This is a genomic window from uncultured Amnibacterium sp. (assembly GCF_964250715.1).
Classification (GTDB): Bacteria; Actinomycetota; Actinomycetes; order Actinomycetales; family Microbacteriaceae; genus Amnibacterium.
The window spans coordinates 259,684-277,047 of record NZ_CAXUGX010000001.1; the positions used below are offsets into that span (position 1 = coordinate 259,684).

Genomic DNA, 17,364 nt, shown 5'->3' on the forward strand with positions numbered 1-17,364 from the left:
CGGCCTCGGGCAGCGGGAGTCAAGCTGCCGCGGGTACCTTCGGATTTCGAACTTCGAGGAGGACCCGATGGCCTCGGCCAGCACAGCGTCGACCACCAGAGCCGCAGCCGGCCGTTTCGGCGGCACGCAGGTGAGCGCGCTGGCACTCGGTCCGCAGCAGCGCGCCGCGGCGCTCGCGGTGCTGCGCGAGACCGAGGTGGACGTGCTGGTCGTCGGCGGTGGGATCGTCGGCGTCGGCAGCGCGCTCGACGCCGCCACCCGCGGGCTGACAGTGGGTCTGCTGGAAGCCCGCGACTGGTCCTCGGGCACCTCGAGCCGATCGTCCAAGTTGGTGCACGGCGGCATCCGGTACCTGGAGCAGCTGAACTTCGTGCTCGTGCGCGAGGCCCTGGTAGAGCGCGGACTGCTGATGCAGCGCATCGCACCGCACCTGGTCAAGCCGATCCGACTGCTCTATCCGCTCACCCACCACGTGTGGGAGCGGTTCTACATCGGCATCGGCATGACGATGTACGACGCGTTCAGCTGGACCGGCGGCCGCCCGCCCGGTGTGCCGCATCACCGCCACCTGACGCGCACGCAGCTGTATCGCGCCATTCCGGGGTTGAAGAAGGACGCCATGATCGGCGGCCTCACCTACTGGGACGGGCAGGTCGACGACGCCCGCTACGGCGCGACCGTGGCCCGTACCGCGGCGCACTACGGTGCGCAGGTTGCGACCCGCGTGCGCGTCGAGGGCTTTCTGAAGGTCGGCGAGCGGGTGGTCGGCGTGCACGCCCACGACCTGGAGACCGGCGAGCGCTTCGACGTGCACGCCAAGCAGGTCGTGAACGCCACCGGGGTGTGGACGGACGACACGCAGTCCCTCGCGGGCGAACGCGGCCAGTTCCACGTGCGGGCGTCCAAGGGCGTGCACCTGGTCGTGCCGCGCGACCGCATCCGCTCCAGCCTCGGCATGATCCTGCGCACCGAGAAGAGCGTGCTGTTCGTGCTGCCGTGGGGCCGGCACTGGATCCTCGGCACCACCGACACCGACTGGAACCTGGACAAGGCGCATCCCGCCGCGACCGCGGCCGACATCGACTACATCCTCGACCACGTGAACGACGTGCTCGCCACCCCGCTGACCCGCGAGGACGTGGAAGGGGTCTACGCCGGCCTCCGGCCCCTGCTGTCCGGTGAGAGCGAGTCGACCAGCCAGTTGAGCCGCGAGCACGTGGTCACCCATCCGGTGCCCGGCCTGGTCGTGGTCGCCGGCGGCAAGTGGACCACCTACCGCGTGATGGCGAAGGACGCCATCGACGCCGCGGTGGACGCGCTGGACGGGCGCTCGCCCGAGTCGGTGACGCAGGACGTCGCCCTGGTCGGCGGCGAGGGCTACCGCGCCCAGTGGAACCGCCGCGACCTGATCGCCAAGCGCACCGGCGTGCATCGGGCCCGCATCGAGCACCTGCTGAACCGGTACGGCACCCTGGCCGAGGAGGTGCTCGGCCTGATCGCGGACCGGCCCGAACTGGCTGAGCCCCTGCCCGGCGCGGACGACTACCTGCAGGCGGAGGTCGTCTACGCGGCCGCCGCCGAGGGCGCCCTGCACCTGGACGACGTGCTCGCCAGGCGGACCCGGGTGTCGATCGAGGCATGGGACCGGGGCCTGTCTGCAGCACCCGTCGCCGCGGCGCTGATGGCCGAGGTGCTCGGCTGGGATGCCGAGCAGCAGCAGCGCGAGGTCGACGTGTACGTCGAGCGGGTGCGCGCCGAGCGCGAGAGTCAGCTGCAGCCGGACGACTTCTCGGCCGATCGGGTGCGCCTAGCGGCGCCGGAGATCATCCAGGCCGTCTGAGCGCTGGCCGTCCGAGGGCGAGCGGCCTGAGAGGAGGAGCATCCCGTGCCCGACTACATCCTCGCCATCGATCAGGGCACCACCTCCACCCGGGCGATCATCTTCGACCACGCCGGCTCGATCGTGCAGACCGGCCAGTTGGAGCACGAGCAGATCTTCCCGAGGGCGGGTTGGGTCGAGCACGACGCGGAGGAGATCTGGCGCAACACCCGCGAGGTGATCGGTCAGGCCCTCTCCCGTGCCGACATCACGCGGCACGACATCGCCGCGGTCGGCATCACGAACCAGCGTGAGACGACCGTGGTGTGGGACAAGGCCACGGGCAAGCCCGTCTGCAACGCGATCGTGTGGCAGGACACCCGTACGCAGGACATCGTCGAGCGACTGGCCGAGGACGGCGGCGTGCAGCGGTTCAAGGACGTGTGCGGACTGCCGCTGTCGACCTATTTCGCCGGGACGAAGCTCGCCTGGATCCTCGAGCATGTCGACGGCGCTCGCGAGAAGGCAGAGAACGGCGAGCTGCTGTTCGGCACCACCGACACCTGGGTGCTGTGGAACCTGACCGGCGGCACGGACGGCGGCGTGCATGTGACGGATGTCACCAATGGGTCGCGGACCATGTTCATGGATCTGGACACCCTCTCGTGGCGCGACGACATCCTGGCGGCGTTCGACGTGCCGAGGTCGATGCTTCCCGAGATCCGATCCAGCTCCGAGATCTACGGGACGGTCGAGGCGTCCAGCCTGCTTCGGGAGGTGCCGATCGCCGGGATTCTGGGCGACCAGCAGGCGGCGACCTTCGGCCAGGTCGCCTTCACGCCGGGCGAGGCGAAGAACACCTACGGCACCGGCAACTTCCTGATCTTCCCCACCGGCACCGAGAAGGTGATGAGCGAGCACGGCCTGCTGACCACCGTCGGTTACAAGCTGGGCGACGGCGAGACGCACTACGCGCTCGAAGGCTCGGTCGCGGTGACCGGGTCGCTGATCCAGTGGCTGCGCGACAACCTGGGCCTCGTCGGCCAGGCGTCCGAGATCGAGGCGCTCGCCAGCACCGTCGACGACAACGGGGGCGCGTACTTCGTGCCCGCCTTCTCCGGCCTGTTCGCTCCGTACTGGAAGCCGGATGCCCGGGGCGCCCTGGTGGGGCTGACGCGCTACGTGAACCGGGGGCACATCGCTCGGGCGGCGTTGGAGGCGACCGCGTTCCAGTCGCGCGAGGTGCTGGAGGCGGTGAACGCCGACGCCGGCGAGGCGCTCACGGAGTTGAAGGTCGACGGCGGCATGGTCGGCAACGACCTGCTGATGCAGTTCCAGGCCGACATCCTGGGTGTGCCGGTCGTGCGGCCGAAGGTGGCCGAGACCACGGCCCTCGGTGCCGCGTACGTCGCCGGCCTGGCCGTCGGGTTCTGGAAAGACCTGGACGAGCTCGCGGGGCACTGGCAGGAGGACACGCGCTGGGAGCCGTCGATGGGCGAGGAGGAGCGCGAGCGCCTGTACCGCAACTGGAAGAAGGCGGTCACCCGCACCTTCGACTGGGTCGACGACGACGTGCGGTGACGCCCGGCGGCGCCGAGGCGCAGTGAAGCCGGGCGGTGACGTGCCGCCGGTAGCCTTGAGCGGCGTCGGGCGGGTGTCCCGGCGCTGCTGAGGGGCATGGCATGCCGAGAACGATCCGGGTCGCGGTGGTCCCCGGTGACGGCATCGGACCCGAGGTCACCGAGCAGGCGCTGCGCGTGCTGCAGGCGGCGGCCGGCGACGACGCCGAGATCGTGTCCACCCACTTCTCCCTCGGCGCCGACCGGTTCCTCGCGACCGGGGACGTGCTACCGGATACGGAACTGGCTCGCCTGGCCGAGCACGACGCGATCCTGCTCGGCGCCGTGGGCGGCGTTCCCGGCGATCCGCGGCTGAAGGACGCCAATATCGAGCGCGGGCTGCTGCTGAAGCTGCGGTTCTCGCTCGACCACTACGTGAACCTGCGGCCGACGATCGTGTACCCGGGTGTGACGAGTCCGCTGGCCGATCCGGGCCAGGTGGACTTCGTCGTCGTACGGGAAGGGACCGAGGGTCCCTACGTCGGCAACGGCGGCGCCATCCGGGCCGGTACCCCGCACGAGATCGCCACCGAGGTGAGCGTCAACACCGCCTACGGCGTCGAGCGCGTGGTGCGCTACGCCTTTCAGCTCGCCGCGCGCCGCCGCAACGCACTGACGCTCGTGCACAAGACGAACGTGCTCACCTTCGCGGGATCGCTCTGGCGGCGGATCGTCGACGCGGTCGGCGCCGAGTTTCCCCGTGTGACCGTCGACTACCTGCACGTGGACGCCGCGACGATCTTTCTGGTCACCGATCCGGGTAGGTTCGACGTGATCGTCACGGACAACCTCTTCGGCGACATCCTCACCGACCTGGCCGGCGCGATCAGCGGCGGTATCGGTCTGGCGGCCTCGGGCAACATCAACCCGTCCGGCGCCTTCCCCTCGATGTTCGAGCCGGTCCACGGGTCGGCGCCCGACATCGCCGGGCGGGGCATCGCCGACCCGACCGCCGCCATCCTCTCCACGGCCCTGCTGCTCGACCACCTCGGGCTGACCGAGGCGGCGGGCAGGGTCACGGTCGCCGTCACCGCCGACATCGCCGGGCGGCAGGGCCGGATCCGCTCGACCGCGCCGGCTCGCTCGACGGCGCAGATCGGAGACGCGGTTCTGGCCGCGCTGACCGCCGGCGCTCGCAGCTCCTCCGACTGATCACTCCGACGAGAAAGGTCGCCGCACATGACCACGACGTTCCCGCTCGCGTTCACCACCACGCCGTCTCGCGCCGTTCGCGCCGAGGCCGAGCGCGAGGCGATCCTCGCGAGCCCCGGCTTCGGTGATCACTTCACCGACCACATGGTCTCCATCCACTGGACCGTCGCCGAGGGCTGGCACGATGCGCAGGTCAACCCGTACGGGCCCTTGCAGCTCGAGCCGGGCGCCGCCGTGCTGCACTACGCCCAGGAGATCTTCGAGGGACTGAAGGCGTACCGGCACGCCGACGGCTCCGTCTGGTCGTTCCGGCCCGACGCGAACGCGCAGCGGATGCAACGCTCCGCCGTCCGGCTGGCCCTGCCCCAGCTGCCGGAGGCGGACTTCATCGCCGCCGTTGAACAGCTGGTCGCGATCGACAGGTCGTGGGTGCCGACGGCGCCGGAGACCAGCCTGTACGTGCGGCCGTTCATGATCGCGTCGGAGTCCTTTCTGGGCGTGCGCGCGGCGCAGGCCGTGGACTTCCACGTCATCGCCTCGCCGGCCGGCGCCTACTTCCCGAACGGGGTGGCGCCCATCTCGATCTGGCTCGCGACGGAGTACTCCCGCGCGGGCCGCGGTGGCACCGGTGCCGCCAAGTGCGGCGGCAACTACGCCTCCAGCCTGCTGCCACAGGCGGAGGCCTACGCAGAGGGCTGCCAGCAGGTGCTGTTCCTCGACGCGGAGGAGCGCACCTTCGTGGAGGAGCTCGGCGGCATGAACGTCTTCTTCGTGCACGCCGACGGCACGGTGGTGACGCCGGCCTTGTCGGGCTCGATCCTGGAGGGCGTCACCCGATCCAGCGTGCTTGCTCTGGCTGAGGACCGCGGCCACCCGGTGCAGGAGCGACGCGTGCCGATCGCGGAGTGGATCGAGGGCGTCCGCTCGGGCGAGATCACGGAGGTGTTCGCGTGCGGCACCGCCGCGGTGATCACGCCGATCGGCCGATTGAAGGGCCCGGGCTTCGAGGTGGGCTCGGTCGACGCACCCGCCGGCGCGCTGACGATGTCGATCCGCGAGGAGCTGACCGATATCCAATACGGCCGCCGCTCCGATCCTCACGGCTGGATGCGCCGCCTCGCCTGACGCTCTGTGCCTGGATGCGCGTCACCTGCGTCTGCGCGCGCACGGGCACGCGTCTTGACCCTGGGCACGCGGGACTTCATGTTCGAAGTAGATGAATATCTACCTCGACCGATACGCTGATGCGATGAGGACCATCACCGTGGCGCAACTGCGGCAGAACCCGACCGAGGCGATCAACGCGGCGCAGAGCGGCGAGCCGTTCTTCGTGACCAAGCACGGTCGCGTCGTCGCTCGCCTGATGCCTCCCGAACGAGATCCTTGGGTCAAGTTCGAGGACGTGCGGGATCTCTTCACCTATCGGGATGATGTGTGGGCCGCCGAGATCGAGGCGGAGCGAAATGCAGACCGCATCGACCCGACCGTCTGAACTCGTCCTGCTCGACACCGGAGTGCTCGTGTCGGACACACTCGAGTTGTCTCCGAGTACGAGAACCGCCATTGCCGCGCTCACCCTCGCTGAACTCGAATTCGGGGTCAGTGCGGCGGCCGTGCGCGGCCAGGCGCTGGAGGTCCGCGTGCGTTCGGCCCGACTGGCTGCCGCACACGCGAAGTACGGCGACGGGCTGCCGTTCGACGGGGCGGCGGCGATCGCGTACGGCTCGATCACGACTGCAGTGCTGCGGCGTGGCCGCAACCCTCGGGCGCGGTCCGTCGATCTGCTCATCGCGGCGGTGGCCCTCAGCCGTGGGGCTGCGCTGGTCACCACGCAGCCGGACGAATTCGCCGGGCTCGATGATCTGTTGGAGATCCGCGGAGCTTGATGGCGACTGCGCGACGCATGCTGTCGGCGAGGCTCAATACCATCACCGGATGACCCGCACGACCTACGGCGTCTTCCGCTATCTCAGTGCGGAGAACGCGCCCCTCTACCGCGAGGTCATGCGGGAGTTCGTGCGCGCGAAGGAGCGATTCAAAGTCGCGCTGCGGCCGGAGGAGGTCGTCGACGCGCTCGACGGCGCGCACGCCGAGGCGGTGCCGGCGGCGCTCGGGCAGCTCGAGCAGTGGGGCAACATCCGCTCCGACCCCGACACGAGCCGAGTCACCACGGTCGCCGATTTCCAGCGGGTCCGGGTGATGTACCAGTTCACGCCCGAGGGGGATCGCGCTGCGCTGGAGGACCTGCGGCAGAGCGCCAGGGCGGTCCGTGCGTTCACCGCCGAGTATGCCCGCTACGCGACGGTGGCCTCGGGGCGGGCGGCGGAGGGCCCGCGCCGCGCGCAGTCGGCGGTCGACGCGGCGCAGCGCGCACTCCGTGAGGCAGGGGCGATGCAGCGGCAAGCCGCCGATCGGCTGCGGGCGGCGCAGGCTGCGGCGGCCGCGATCGAAGACGAGGTGGAGCGGGCCCGCGCCGCGATCGACGCACTGCGCGACCTCCGTGCCTCCGATACCTACACAGGGCTGCAGGCGGCGAGGCAGGAGGCGGACCGTGCGGCGGGAGAGGCCGACCGGCGGCGCGATCAGGTCGCCGCGGTGCGCACGGCGATCGGTGCGGAGCAGGCCGCGAACGCGACACGCACCCGTACCCGGCAGGCCGTCGACGACGCGCAGGCGTGGCTGGCCGCAGCCCGCGCGGAGGCAGCTGCGCTTGAGGATACCGCCGCGCGCGCCGCGAAGGCGTGGGTGGAGGCCGCGCGGTCGTCGCTCGGCGGCGCTGTCGAGTTGCGGCTGGCCGACCGCGACCGGCCAGCCGGTGGTCTGCGTGCGCGGCCAGCCGAGCGCGGCGTCTCGGCGCCTCCTGAGGCTGCTCGCTGACTCCGGCGCGACGCTGCGGTACCACGGCGACTTCGACTGGGGCGCCATCCGGATCGCGAACCGCATCATGGAACGGTTCGGTGCCGTGTCCTGGCGCTACGGCACGGAGGAGTACCGAGCAGCGGATATGGGTGGTCGGCGCCTCTCCGGTCTCCGTGTGGAAGCGGTCTGGGATACCGACCTCGCCGACGTGATCGCCCTCCGCGGCACCCGGATCGAGGAGGAGCAGGTGCTCGCCTCCCTCCTCCCCGACCTTGGACGGAAGATTTCGTGAGCGGGGCCGACGGTGCTGCTAAACTGCATGCATGGTGAGTATGACCATCCGCAACCTTCCGGCAGTGACCCGCGATCGGCTGGCCGAGCGCGCGGAGCGGGCCGGGCAGTCGCTGCAGGAGTACATGCGCGCATTGCTCGTGGACACGGCTACGGCACCGACCGTCGACGAATGGCTCGAAGCGGCGCGAGCGACAGCACGGGGCTCTGGCGTTCGTCTGTCGGCCGAGGAGTACGTCGCCGCCGCTCGCAGCGGACGCAGCGGGGTTGAATGAGCCACGTCGTCGCGGATGCGTCGGTGCTTGTTCCGCTGACCGTCGATGACGGCGAGCGAGGGGCGCAGGCCGCCGCTGCGCTTCGGGGACATCGACTTCTTGCCCCGCAGATCGTCCGTTTCGAGACCCTCCAGGGCGTCTGGAATCTCGAGCGGCGGTCGGTCATCTCGGCCGCGCATGCCGTCCGCGCCGTGCAACTGTTCTCGGAGCTGCGCATCGAGCTCTTCCCGATCGACGGGCTGGTCGACCGGGTGTGGCAGCTTCGTCACAACGCGACCGTGTACGACGCGAGCTACGCCGCAGTCGCAGAACTCGCTCGGGTGCCGCTGATCACCTTCGACGCCCGACTTGCCCGAGTGCCCGGTATCCGCTGCGAGATCGTCGTTCCCGCCTGACCTCAGACCGTGATGCCCAGCCGAGAGAGGGCGCGGTCGGCCAGCGGCTTGCCGCCGGTCTGGCAGGTGGGGCAGTACTGCAGCGAGTTGTCGGCGAACCGTACCTGGCGCACCGTATCGCCGCAGACCGGGCACGGTTCACCGGTGCGGCCGTGCACGCGCATCGAGGCCTTCTTCTCGCCCTTCAGCTCCGTCGCGGGCAGGCCGTCCGCCCGGGCGATGGCCGCTCGCAGGATGCTCTGGGTCGCGGTGAACAGGCGCGAGACCTCCTCCGGCGTCATGGCGGCAGGCTTGAACGGCGACATCGTGGCGGCGTGCAGGATCTCGTCGGAGTAGGCGTTGCCGATGCCCGCGATCCGCCCCTGGTCGCGCAGCACACCCTTGATCTGCGCGCGCCCCGCGGCGGCGAGCACGGCCGCGAAGGCGGCTTCGTCGAAGGAGGGGTCGAGCGGTTCGGGCCCGAGGGTCGCGATGCCCGGTACGTCGGCCGGGTCGCGCACCACCCACAGCGCCAGACCCTTCTTCGTGCCGGCCTCGGTGATCGTGATGCCGGAGCCGTCCTCCAGCACGATGCGCGCTGCGGCGGCGGTGCGGGCGGTCCGGTTCAGGACGGGCAGATGATCGGACCAGCGCAGCCACCCGGCGCGGGCCAGGTGGATCACCAGGTGCAGGCCGGAGTCGACGCGCAGGTCCAAGAACTTGCCGTGCCGTGTGACGTCGTCCACGATCGTGCCGCCGAGCTCGGACACCGCCGGGTCGAACGTCTTCAGCGCGGCGAACGAGAGCACCTGCAGGCTGCCGATCCGACGCCCGACCAGCTTGGCGGCGAGGTCCGTCGCAAGCGCTTGCACCTCCGGCATCTCCGGCATGCCGCCATTCTGACGCGCTTCCCCTGACCGCGCGCCCCTTCCCCCTGCTTGAACCCCACCTCAGTTACGGAGACCCACCTCAACTACGGAGACCCCCCAACTACGGGGATCTCGGGCGACACGCCGAGTTCGCGGCCGGATACTCCGTAGTCGTGCATGTTTCTCCGTAGTTGGGGAGCCACAGGTGTCGGAGGGGAGGAGGGAGGCATCTGAGGGCAGGGCGGCCGCCTGCACCCCCGCCTAGGGTTGGGAGGTGAAGATCGCGCGGTTCACCTCCGGGGGCAGCGACCCGCAATTCGGGATCATCGACGACGACGAGCTGGTCGTGCTGACCGGCGACCCCATGTTCTCCGGCTTCGAGACCACCGAGGAGCGCGTGCCGATCGCCGAGGCGAAGCTGCTCGCGCCGGTCATCCCGCGCTCCAAGGTGGTCTGCATCACCGCGAATTACCCCGACGATCCAGAAGCCGAACCCGGCGACCGGCCCGTGTTCACGATCAAGCCGAACACGACCGTGGTCGGTCCGGGCGACCCCATCCGGATCCCGCCCATGCAGGGCCGTGTCGCGCACGAGGGCGAGTTGGCGATCGTGATCGGCGCGGTCGCCAAGAAGGTGCGAGCGGAGGACGCTGAGGCCGTGATCTTCGGCTACACGATCGCCACCGACGTGACCGCGATCGACGAACTGCTGGCCGACGGGCAGGCGGACCGCGCCAAGGGCTATGACACCTTCTGCCCGGTCGGGCCGGTGATCGAGACCGAGCTGGACCCGCGCGGCGTGGACATCATCACCACGGTCGACCGCGAGGTGCGTCGCTCCGGCAACACCCGCGACATGATCTTCGGCATCCCCGACCTGGTCGAGTACGTCTCGAACGTGTTCACTCTGCTGCCCGGCGATCTGATCCTGACCGGCTCGCCCGCCGGGTTCGGCGAGTTCGTCGCGGGTCAGACCGTGGAGGTGCAGATCGGCGGCATCGGCCGGCTGGTCAACCCTGCGCGGCTTCGCGACTGAGCGCCAACACGGATGGCGCACCGGGGTGTGACCGACCGGGGTGCGGCGCTCCAGGCGCAGCTGCCCGGTCTGGCGGTGGCGCTCGCCGCTGTCGGTGTGGCCTTATTCGTCCATCTGGCGATCCCGGCCGTTCCGCAGCTGACGGTCTGCGTGGTGCTCGGCGTCGTCGCCGCGCAGGTGCCACGTACCCGCCGCGCGCTCGATGGACTCCTCCGCCCCGGCATCGCCACCGCGGCGAAGCGCTGCATGCGCCTGGGCGTCGTCCTGCTCGGTCTGCAGTTGGTCGTCGGCGACCTGCTGCGCCTCGGCTGGCTCACGATCCTCGCGGTCATCGGCGTGACGGTCGTCGCCTTCGCCGGCACCTACCTGATCGGGCGCATCGCCCGCCTGCCGGGCCGCGAGCCCCTGCTCTTCGCGGCCGGCTTCGCCATCTGCGGCGCATCGGCCGTCGGAGCGATGGCGGCCGTGACGCGGAGCGACCCCCGCGAGCAGTCGCGGCCCGTAGCCCTGGTCACCCTCTGCGGCACCCTCGCGATCGTCGTGCTGCCGCTGCTCGGCACGGCGTTCGGGATGACCCCCACCGAGTTCGGCCGTTGGACCGGCGCGAGCGTGCACGACGTCGGCCAGGTCGTCGCGACGGCGCAGCAGGCGGGCGGCGCCGCCCTCGCCGTGGCGATCGTCGTCAAGCTGCTGCGGGTACTGCTGCTCGCTCCGCTCGTCGCGGTGACCGGCCTGGTGCTGCGCCTGCGTGGCGGAGCGGAGGGGAGGCGCGCGCCGATCGTCCCGCTGTTCGTCGCCGGGTTCATCCTGGCGGTCGCGCTGCGCAGCCTCCTGCCACTCCCACTGGGCGTGCTGTCCGCGGCGCAGGTACTGCAGACGATCCTGCTCGGGATGGCCCTGTTCGGCCTGGGTGCCGGCATCCGCTTTGCGGAACTGGCGAGCACCGGCGTCCGCACGGCCGTCGCCGGCCTCGCCGCGTGGGGCCTGATCGGCGTGGTCGCCTACGCCGTGGTCGCGCGCTGACCCGGCTCAGTCGCCCATCGAAGGCGTGAGTTTCATCCGCATCGTCGCGGTGTCATCCGTCCAGATTGCCGCGTCCGCGCGGACGACCACCACCGTGTCGACCAGCCGCGCGGTGCGGATGCGCACGCCCTGCTCGCGGGCGAGCTGTCGCGCGGTCTTCCGCACGACCGAAGCATCCTCATCCGACCGCACTCGCCTGACCGACTGCTGCTGCTCGATCGTTTCGGCGAGCATCGCCGCTGCCAATCGCTCCGGAGTCATGGTGCCGGCAGTCTGCTACGCCGCCGACCGTCGTCCAGTAGCGCAGCCGCCGGCCGGCGGAGGGGGAGGGGGGAGGCTCATCGGTACACTTTCGGGGCCATGCCGAGCGCCCATCCCGTCACGACCGCGAGCGGCAGCGACATCCGGGTGCGGTTCTGTCCGTCGCCCACCGGCACGCCGCATGTCGGCCTCGTGCGCACCGCCTTGTTCAACTGGGCGATGGCGCGGCATGCCGGCGGCACATTCGTGTTCCGCATCGAGGACACCGACGCCGCCCGCGACTCCGAGCAGTCGTTCGATCAGCTGCTGGATGCGCTCACCTGGCTGGGGCTCGACTGGGACGAGGGCGTGCGCATCGGCGGGCCCCACGGCCCCTATCGGCAGTCGCAGCGCGGCGAGATCTACGCCGACGTCATCCAGCGGCTCACCGCGGGCGGAGCGCTGTACGAGAGCTACCTGACCGCCGACGAGATCGAAGCGCGCAACCGCAGCGAGGGCCGGCCCGTGCAGCAGGGCTACGGCAACTGGGAGCGCGACCTCTCCGACGCGGACCGGCAGCGCTACCGCGACGAGGGCCGGCAGCCGGCGCTCCGCCTGCGCGTGCCCGACGAGGACCTCTCCTTCGACGACCTGGTGCGCGGCCCGATCACCTTCGCGGCGGGCTCCTTCCCCGATTTCGTGCTCGTCCGGCCCGGCGGCCAGCCCCTGTACACGCTGGTCAACCCCGTCGACGACGCGCTGATGGGCATCACTCATGTGCTGCGCGGCGAAGACCTGCTCTCCTCCACTCCGCGCCAGATCGCCCTGTACGCGGCGCTCATCGACATCGGCGTGGCCCGTGAGATTCCCCGGTTCGGGCATCTGCCGCTCGTGCTCGGCGAGGGCACCAAGAAGCTGTCCAAGCGCGACCCGGAATCCAACCTGTTCCTGCACCGCGAGCGCGGCTTCATTCCGGAGGGGCTGCTGAACTACCTGGCGCTGCTCGGCTGGTCGCTGGCGCCCGACCGCGACGTGTTCGGCCGCGACGAGCTGGCGGCGGCCTTCGAGATCGGTCAGGTCAATCCGAATCCCGCCCACTTCGACCTGAAGAAGGCCGAGGCGATCAACGGCGACCACATCCGGTTGCTCGATGTCGGCGACCTGGCGGCCCGGATGCTGCCGTATCTGCAGCTGGCCGGACTCCTGCCCGAGCGGCCGAGCGCTGCCCAGCACGAACTGCTGCTAGCACTCACCCCGTTGGTCCAGGAGCGGATGCGGCTGCTGGGGGAGGCGCCCGGCCTGCTCGGCTCGTTCTTCGTCGAGGCGGCGGACCTGGTCCTCGAGCCGGAGGCGCTTGCTGCGCTGCCCGCCAATGCCGCGGAGGTGCTGCAGGCCGCCATCGACGCCCTCAATCACGTGGACGCCTGGCACGCCGAGGCGATCCAGGCGTCCCTCCAGGCCGCACTCGTCGACGGCCTGGGACTGAAGCCCCGGATCGCGTTCGGCCCGCTGCGCGTCGCGACCTCGGGCCGCCGCGTCTCCCCGCCGCTCTTCGAGTCGCTGGCGCTGCTCGGCCGCGCGGAGTCACTGACGCGCTTGACGGCATTCGCCGCACGCACGCGGGCCTGACCGCGACGCCGTGGAGGCACGACACCCGCGGGTGGACTACTCTGATGCGTCGGCCCGTACGGGCCCACCTGCGGACCAGCCCTGAGGTTCACCACCCCGGGGCGCCGCGATGGGGTGTGGTGTAATTGGCAACACGGCTGATTCTGGTTCAGTTGTTCTTGGTTCGAGTCCAGGCACCCCAGCACTGACTTCGTTGAGTTCTCGCGGAATTCCGGCTTCCTTCCGCCCCACTGAGTGGGTCAATTCGAGTCTGGCGACCAGCTTGGTGATCAGACCCTCCGCCGACGCGGTGCCGGTCGGATCCCGCGTCCCGCCGGGGACAGATATCGGTCAGAACCAGATGGTCTACACGCCGCCCGCCCTGACCCCGGCGATGAGTCCGAAACCAGGTCGGTCCCCTCGTTCAGGCCTTGAGTCCTGGCCGGGACGAGGATCGCGCTCCCCGGGGCGCGATAAGCCCTGCAGGTGAACTGACCGCGCGGTGGGTGGTGGAGCCGTTCAGCTCCGACGTCTTCGGGTGCCTGTCGCGATGTCGGCGGAGTCGTACGCTTGTCGTGCGAGGTGAAGCGTCGGAACGCCTCGTACTGCATGGCTTCCGTGGCGCGTTCTTCGTACGCGCATTGGAGCTGTTCATGTCTGATCCCACTCGCAAGCCCACTCTCGTCATGGGCGCTGGTGGCAGCGTCGGCAAGCACGTCCTCGACGGGTTGCTGGCTCGGGATGTTGCTGTGCGGGCGTCGTCGCGGAAGCCGCAGGCGGGTCGATTTCCTATGGGTGTGGAGGTGGTCGCCGCCGACCTCGGCGATCCCGCAAGCCTCACCGTGGCATTCGACGGAGTGGGCCAGGTCTTTCTGTATGCGAACCACCCGGGGGTGGACGGGGTGATCGCCGCTGCTCGAGCTGCTGGCATCGAGCAGGTCGTGCTGATGTCTTCTGGCAGTGTGATCCACCCCTCCTCGAAAGGGAACGCAATCACCGAAGAGCACCGCGAGGTCGAGAAGGCCTTCTCTGCCGCGCCCGACCTGAGAGTGGTGCCGGTCCGACCCCTTGTGCTGGCCACGAACGCACTGGGCTGGTCGTACCCGATCAAGGCAGGGGCGGTTCTTCCCCTGTACAAGCCGGACGCAGTCACTGCGCCGATCCATGAGAAGGACATCGCCGCGGTCGTGGTCGCAGTGCTGACCGGCGCGGAAAGCGTCGCGGCGAGTGGACTGCTGACCGGCCCCGCGCGGATGTCCCAGCGCGAGCAGGTCAACGCGATCGCCGCCGCTACGGCCCGGGACATCGCGGTGGAGGAGCTCGGGCGAGAGCAGGCGTTGGCGCAGTTCACTCGGTTCATGCCGGCGGGGGAGGCGGAAGCAGTGCTGCAGTTCCTCGACGACGCTGCTGCCGGCAACTCGCCCGCCACAACCACGGTTGAGGACGTGCTTGGACGGCCCGCGATCGGATTCGACGTCTGGGCGGCCGACCACGCCGCCGACTTCACTTGAAGCGCGGAGGCACTGAGCGAGGCCGAGCAGGGGAGCGACCCGCTCCCGAGTGATGTCAACCCTGCGAGCGCCTCGATCCGGTCGGCTCGAGGCGACCGTTCTCGACAAGGGTTCCGCCCTGTTTGACTCGCCTCAGCACGGGGACCACTTCGACGTGTCCGACCGCGGAGAGGGCTCCGACTTTCATAGTCACGTAGTCGTAGAGAGCGTCGGTGTCGCGACAGGTGACCGCGAGCATCAGGTTGGCGTTTCCGGTCATCGCCGCGGCGAAGCCTGTCTCGGCATGGCGCGAGAGCGCTTGCGCGGTTGCCTCGAGTGCCCCTGGCGGAACGGTGAGCCAAATGAACGCAGTGGTGTTGAAGCCGAACTGTTCCGGCGTGAGGTCGATCTCCGTGGCGACCGAGCCCGTGGTGAGGAGTTCCGTGAGGCGCCCTGCCACGCGCGACGTGGGCCATCCGGTGGCCTTGGCCAGAGCCGTCACACTCGATCGACCGTCGGCAGCGAGCTGAGTGAGCAGCGCCCCGTCCTCCGGAACAAGTCGCGCTGGGGTGGTCCTTTCGGTTGCGGCTCCCCTGGGCGAGGCGCCCTCGAAAAGTGCGGTGACCTGTGCAGGAGTGAGCGGGTCGTCGAATGCCAGCCATTGGGTGCCAGCACCGGTGTAGGTGTGCATGACGGTAGAGGCGTCGAAGCCGAGGATGTGGGCGACTCGAGGAAGTCGTTCAAGCAGGGCAGTGCCGCCGTTGTCGGTCGTGGTTTGGATCGCGCAGAGGACCTCGGCGCCTCCCGAGGCCAGGCCGACTCGGGAGACGTCGGGACGCGCTGCGATGCTTCGGGCGATCGTGTCCGCCGTGCCGGGGCGGCAGAGGATGCGCACGAACCAGCTCTGGCCGCCGACGGCTCGGACGTCTGGAAGGACCATCACCCGGAGGGCCCCCGCTTCGCGCAGTGCGCGGTATCGGCGCGCCACCGTCTGCTCCGAAACGCCCACCACCTCGCCGATTCGACGGAACGGGATCCGCCCGTCCCGCTGCAGGCAGTGCACGATCTGCCGGTCTATACGGTCCACGTTGGAAGATTAATGCGTCTCAGGCCAGCTGGTGGAGGATCTAGCGCAATCACCATGATCTGCTGGGCCGGATTAGTTCTTCTCCGGAGACTTGCGTGGACGCTGGACTCCCGGCGCGGAAGGAGGACGGCGTGAGTTCGTCACCGCCGAGTAATCGGCTCGAACCGCAGGTTCGAAGGGTTGCGACGGTCGTGATCGTCGGCGGTCTGGCCGCGATCTTCGACACCACCATCGTCAGTGTCGCGCTGCACACACTCGCGGGACAGCTGCATGCCGCGGTGGCCGCGATCCAGTGGGTGAGCACCGGGTATCTCCTCGCGTTGGGAGTGACGATTCCGTTGGTCGGGTGGGCCCAGGGCCGGTTCGGCGGCAAGCGGGTGTGGATGTTCGCGTTGCTCGTCTTCCTGGCCGGCTCGATCGCGTCCAGCTTGGCGTGGAACGCGCCGAGCCTGATCGCCTTCCGAGTCGTGCAGGGGATCGGCGGTGGCCTGATGGCGCCGCTGATGTCGACCCTGGTCATGCAAGCTGCCGGGGGCAAAGCGCTCGGCCGAGCGATGTCGGTCGTGAGTCTCCCGGCGAGCCTCGGACCGATCCTCGGCCCGGTTTTGGGCGGGACCATCCTGAGCTTTCTCGACTGGCGGTGGCTGTTCTGGGTCAACGTCCCGTTCTGCGTGGTCGGCTTCATCCTCGCCTGGATCCTTCTACCGGCCGACACCCTGCTCGCTCGTGCACGACTGGACGTCCTGGGGTTCGCCCTTCTGTCCCCGGGCATCGTCGGCATCTTGTACGGAATCAGCAACGCCAGCAGATCCGGCGGCTTCACGCGACCCGACGTCCTCGTCCCAGCGATTCTCGGCATCGTGCTGCTGGGCGGATTCGCCCTCCATGCCAGCCGGGTTGGTGAGCGCGCGCTCATCGACGTGCGTCTGTTCACCCGTCGCGCCGTCACCTCCTCCTCAGCGCTGCTGTTCCTTTCGGGTGGCGCGCTGTTCGGGGCCATGCTGTTGCTGCCTCTTTACTTCCAAGAACTGCGGGGCGCGACCGCCTTCACCGCCGGTGTGCTGCTGATCCCGCAGGGCATCGGAACGCTGCTCAGCCGATCGGCCGCGGGACGCCTGACCGACAGCATCGGCCCCAAGTGGGTCAGCTTCGTCGGCTTCGTGATCGTGGGCGCCGCGACGATCCCGTTCGCCCTGGCTACCTCCACCAGCAACGAATGGGTTCTTGCTGGCGTGCTCCTCGTCCGCGGATTCGGGTTCGGTGCGGTCACAACCTCACTGTTCGCCGCCGCGTTCGTGGGCCTCGACCGCACGGAGGTTCCCCACGCGAGCATCATCACCCGGATCGCCCTCCAAATCGGCGGCTCCTTCGGGGTCGCGATTCTCGCCGTGACCCTGGACAGACCTCAAGCCATCAACCTCGGGCGCACTGATTCATCCGTCGCCGCATTCGATCAAGCGTTCTGGTGGTCCATCGGCTTCACCGCCGTCGCTGTCGCCCTGACGCTCGCCATCCCTACCCGATCACGAGCCTCCGTGAGCGGGTCCGCGGTCGCTGACACAGCGAAGACTCCGTAACGAGTGTCGGCCGGCGGGGATTTGGTGTTCCGCAAAGATATGAGA

At 69.7% G+C, this 17,364-nt stretch carries 18 protein-coding genes, 1 tRNA gene and 1 pseudogene; 16 read left to right on the plus strand and 4 right to left on the minus strand.

The window, feature by feature from the left end; genetic code table 11:
* The first annotated feature begins 67 nt into the window (after positions 1-67).
* The 10 genes from ACFE7H_RS01200 (at position 68) to ACFE7H_RS01245 (ending at position 8,410) form a co-directional block, all read left to right on the plus strand.
* Positions 68-1,840: a glycerol-3-phosphate dehydrogenase/oxidase gene (locus ACFE7H_RS01200; RefSeq protein ID WP_375399364.1), complete on the plus strand. Its 1,773-nt coding sequence runs from the start codon at positions 68-70 to the stop codon at positions 1,838-1,840.
* Between the two features lie 45 nt (positions 1,841-1,885).
* Entirely contained in the window at positions 1,886-3,400 is a 1,515-nt protein-coding gene (glpK, locus tag ACFE7H_RS01205) for a glycerol kinase GlpK (RefSeq protein ID WP_375399365.1), read from the plus strand.
* A gap of 101 nt (positions 3,401-3,501) precedes the next feature.
* Positions 3,502-4,590, plus strand: a complete 1,089-nt coding sequence (locus ACFE7H_RS01210) for a 3-isopropylmalate dehydrogenase (protein WP_375399366.1) — start codon at positions 3,502-3,504, stop codon at positions 4,588-4,590.
* Positions 4,591-4,617: 27 nt separating this feature from the next.
* Positions 4,618-5,715 carry a branched-chain amino acid aminotransferase gene (locus ACFE7H_RS01215; RefSeq protein ID WP_375399367.1) on the plus strand — a complete coding sequence of 366 codons (1,098 nt, stop codon included), beginning with the start codon at positions 4,618-4,620 and terminating at the stop codon, positions 5,713-5,715.
* Positions 5,716-5,839: 124 nt separating this feature from the next.
* Positions 5,840-6,082, plus strand: a complete 243-nt coding sequence (locus tag ACFE7H_RS01220; RefSeq protein ID WP_375399368.1) for a type II toxin-antitoxin system Phd/YefM family antitoxin — start codon at positions 5,840-5,842, stop codon at positions 6,080-6,082.
* A 28-nt stretch (positions 6,083-6,110) separates the two neighbouring features.
* Complete coding sequence (locus tag ACFE7H_RS01225; RefSeq protein ID WP_375399369.1) at positions 6,111-6,476, plus strand: PIN domain-containing protein; 366 nt, start codon at positions 6,111-6,113, stop codon at positions 6,474-6,476.
* A gap of 49 nt (positions 6,477-6,525) precedes the next feature.
* Positions 6,526-7,467 (plus strand): DUF2397 family protein, encoded by a 942-nt coding sequence (locus tag ACFE7H_RS01230; protein WP_375399370.1) that lies wholly within the window; start codon positions 6,526-6,528, stop codon positions 7,465-7,467.
* Positions 7,415-7,741 (plus strand): DUF2399 domain-containing protein, encoded by a 327-nt coding sequence (locus ACFE7H_RS01235; protein ID WP_375399371.1) that lies wholly within the window; start codon positions 7,415-7,417, stop codon positions 7,739-7,741. Before ACFE7H_RS01230 ends, ACFE7H_RS01235 begins: the two co-directional genes overlap by 53 nt.
* A gap of 31 nt (positions 7,742-7,772) precedes the next feature.
* Positions 7,773-8,015, plus strand: coding sequence for a hypothetical protein (locus ACFE7H_RS01240; RefSeq protein WP_375399372.1), 243 nt, complete (start codon positions 7,773-7,775; stop codon positions 8,013-8,015).
* The gene (locus ACFE7H_RS01245; RefSeq protein ID WP_375399373.1) at positions 8,012-8,410 is read left to right on the plus strand and encodes a type II toxin-antitoxin system VapC family toxin; all 399 of its coding nucleotides are present in this window, start codon (positions 8,012-8,014) and stop codon (positions 8,408-8,410) included. Before ACFE7H_RS01240 ends, ACFE7H_RS01245 begins: the two co-directional genes overlap by 4 nt.
* Before the next feature lie 2 nt (positions 8,411-8,412).
* On the opposite strand, the gene ACFE7H_RS01250 is transcribed toward ACFE7H_RS01245, so the two are convergent.
* On the minus strand, positions 8,413-9,279 hold the full coding sequence (locus tag ACFE7H_RS01250) for an Fpg/Nei family DNA glycosylase (RefSeq protein ID WP_375399374.1): 867 nt from the start codon (positions 9,277-9,279) through the stop codon (positions 8,413-8,415).
* A 253-nt stretch (positions 9,280-9,532) separates the two neighbouring features.
* Here ACFE7H_RS01250 and ACFE7H_RS01255 point away from each other — a divergent pair, with 253 nt between their 5' ends.
* Both ACFE7H_RS01255 and ACFE7H_RS01260 read left to right on the plus strand, forming a co-directional pair.
* A complete protein-coding gene (locus ACFE7H_RS01255) occupies positions 9,533-10,294 on the plus strand; it encodes a fumarylacetoacetate hydrolase family protein (RefSeq protein ID WP_375399375.1) in 762 nt (253 codons plus the stop codon).
* Positions 10,295-10,306: 12 nt separating this feature from the next.
* Entirely contained in the window at positions 10,307-11,317 is a 1,011-nt protein-coding gene (locus tag ACFE7H_RS01260) for a YeiH family protein (protein ID WP_375399376.1), read from the plus strand.
* 6 nt (positions 11,318-11,323) lie between these two features.
* On the opposite strand, the gene ACFE7H_RS01265 is transcribed toward ACFE7H_RS01260, so the two are convergent.
* Positions 11,324-11,578: a hypothetical protein gene (locus ACFE7H_RS01265; RefSeq protein WP_375399377.1), complete on the minus strand. Its 255-nt coding sequence runs from the start codon at positions 11,576-11,578 to the stop codon at positions 11,324-11,326.
* 99 nt (positions 11,579-11,677) lie between these two features.
* Here ACFE7H_RS01265 and gltX point away from each other — a divergent pair, with 99 nt between their 5' ends.
* The 3 genes from gltX to ACFE7H_RS01280 all read left to right on the plus strand — a co-directional run bounded on the left by gltX (position 11,678) and on the right by ACFE7H_RS01280 (position 14,676).
* Positions 11,678-13,186, plus strand: a complete 1,509-nt coding sequence (gene gltX, locus ACFE7H_RS01270) for a glutamate--tRNA ligase (RefSeq protein WP_375399378.1) — start codon at positions 11,678-11,680, stop codon at positions 13,184-13,186.
* Positions 13,187-13,296: 110 nt separating this feature from the next.
* Positions 13,297-13,368 (plus strand) — tRNA-Gln (locus ACFE7H_RS01275).
* Between the two features lie 303 nt (positions 13,369-13,671).
* A complete protein-coding gene (locus tag ACFE7H_RS01280; protein WP_375399379.1) occupies positions 13,672-14,676 on the plus strand; it encodes an SDR family oxidoreductase in 1,005 nt (334 codons plus the stop codon).
* Between the two features lie 55 nt (positions 14,677-14,731).
* On the opposite strand, the gene ACFE7H_RS01285 is transcribed toward ACFE7H_RS01280, so the two are convergent.
* Together ACFE7H_RS01285 and ACFE7H_RS01290 are read right to left on the minus strand one after the other, a co-directional pair.
* A complete protein-coding gene (locus tag ACFE7H_RS01285; RefSeq protein WP_375399687.1) occupies positions 14,732-15,595 on the minus strand; it encodes an Lrp/AsnC family transcriptional regulator in 864 nt (287 codons plus the stop codon).
* A 24-nt stretch (positions 15,596-15,619) separates the two neighbouring features.
* Positions 15,620-15,742: pseudogene (locus ACFE7H_RS01290) on the minus strand (AsnC family protein); the annotation flags it as partial.
* Between the two features lie 131 nt (positions 15,743-15,873).
* Between ACFE7H_RS01290 and ACFE7H_RS01295 the strand changes: the two are divergent.
* The gene (locus ACFE7H_RS01295; RefSeq protein WP_375399380.1) at positions 15,874-17,319 is read left to right on the plus strand and encodes an MDR family MFS transporter; all 1,446 of its coding nucleotides are present in this window, start codon (positions 15,874-15,876) and stop codon (positions 17,317-17,319) included.
* The last annotated feature ends 45 nt before the right edge of the window (positions 17,320-17,364 follow it).

Excerpts from the sequence above, each read along its gene's own strand:
- ACFE7H_RS01200 (WP_375399364.1), top strand. The coding sequence starts at position 68 with ATGGCCTCGGCCAGCACAGCGTCGACCACCAGAGCCGCAGCCGGCCGT.
- ACFE7H_RS01210 (WP_375399366.1), top strand. The coding sequence starts at position 3,502 with ATGCCGAGAACGATCCGGGTCGCGGTGGTCCCCGGTGACGGCATCGGA.
- ACFE7H_RS01215 (WP_375399367.1), top strand. The coding sequence starts at position 4,618 with ATGACCACGACGTTCCCGCTCGCGTTCACCACCACGCCGTCTCGCGCC.
- ACFE7H_RS01220 (WP_375399368.1), top strand. The coding sequence starts at position 5,840 with ATGAGGACCATCACCGTGGCGCAACTGCGGCAGAACCCGACCGAGGCG.
- ACFE7H_RS01230 (WP_375399370.1), top strand. The coding sequence starts at position 6,526 with ATGACCCGCACGACCTACGGCGTCTTCCGCTATCTCAGTGCGGAGAAC.
- ACFE7H_RS01240 (WP_375399372.1), top strand. The coding sequence starts at position 7,773 with ATGGTGAGTATGACCATCCGCAACCTTCCGGCAGTGACCCGCGATCGG.
- ACFE7H_RS01245 (WP_375399373.1), top strand. The coding sequence starts at position 8,012 with ATGAGCCACGTCGTCGCGGATGCGTCGGTGCTTGTTCCGCTGACCGTC.
- ACFE7H_RS01250 (WP_375399374.1), bottom strand. The coding sequence starts at position 9,279 with ATGCCGGAGATGCCGGAGGTGCAAGCGCTTGCGACGGACCTCGCCGCC.
- ACFE7H_RS01260 (WP_375399376.1), top strand. The coding sequence starts at position 10,307 with ATGGCGCACCGGGGTGTGACCGACCGGGGTGCGGCGCTCCAGGCGCAG.
- ACFE7H_RS01265 (WP_375399377.1), bottom strand. The coding sequence starts at position 11,578 with ATGACTCCGGAGCGATTGGCAGCGGCGATGCTCGCCGAAACGATCGAG.
- gltX (WP_375399378.1), top strand. The coding sequence starts at position 11,678 with ATGCCGAGCGCCCATCCCGTCACGACCGCGAGCGGCAGCGACATCCGG.
- ACFE7H_RS01285 (WP_375399687.1), bottom strand. The coding sequence starts at position 15,595 with ATGGTCCTTCCAGACGTCCGAGCCGTCGGCGGCCAGAGCTGGTTCGTG.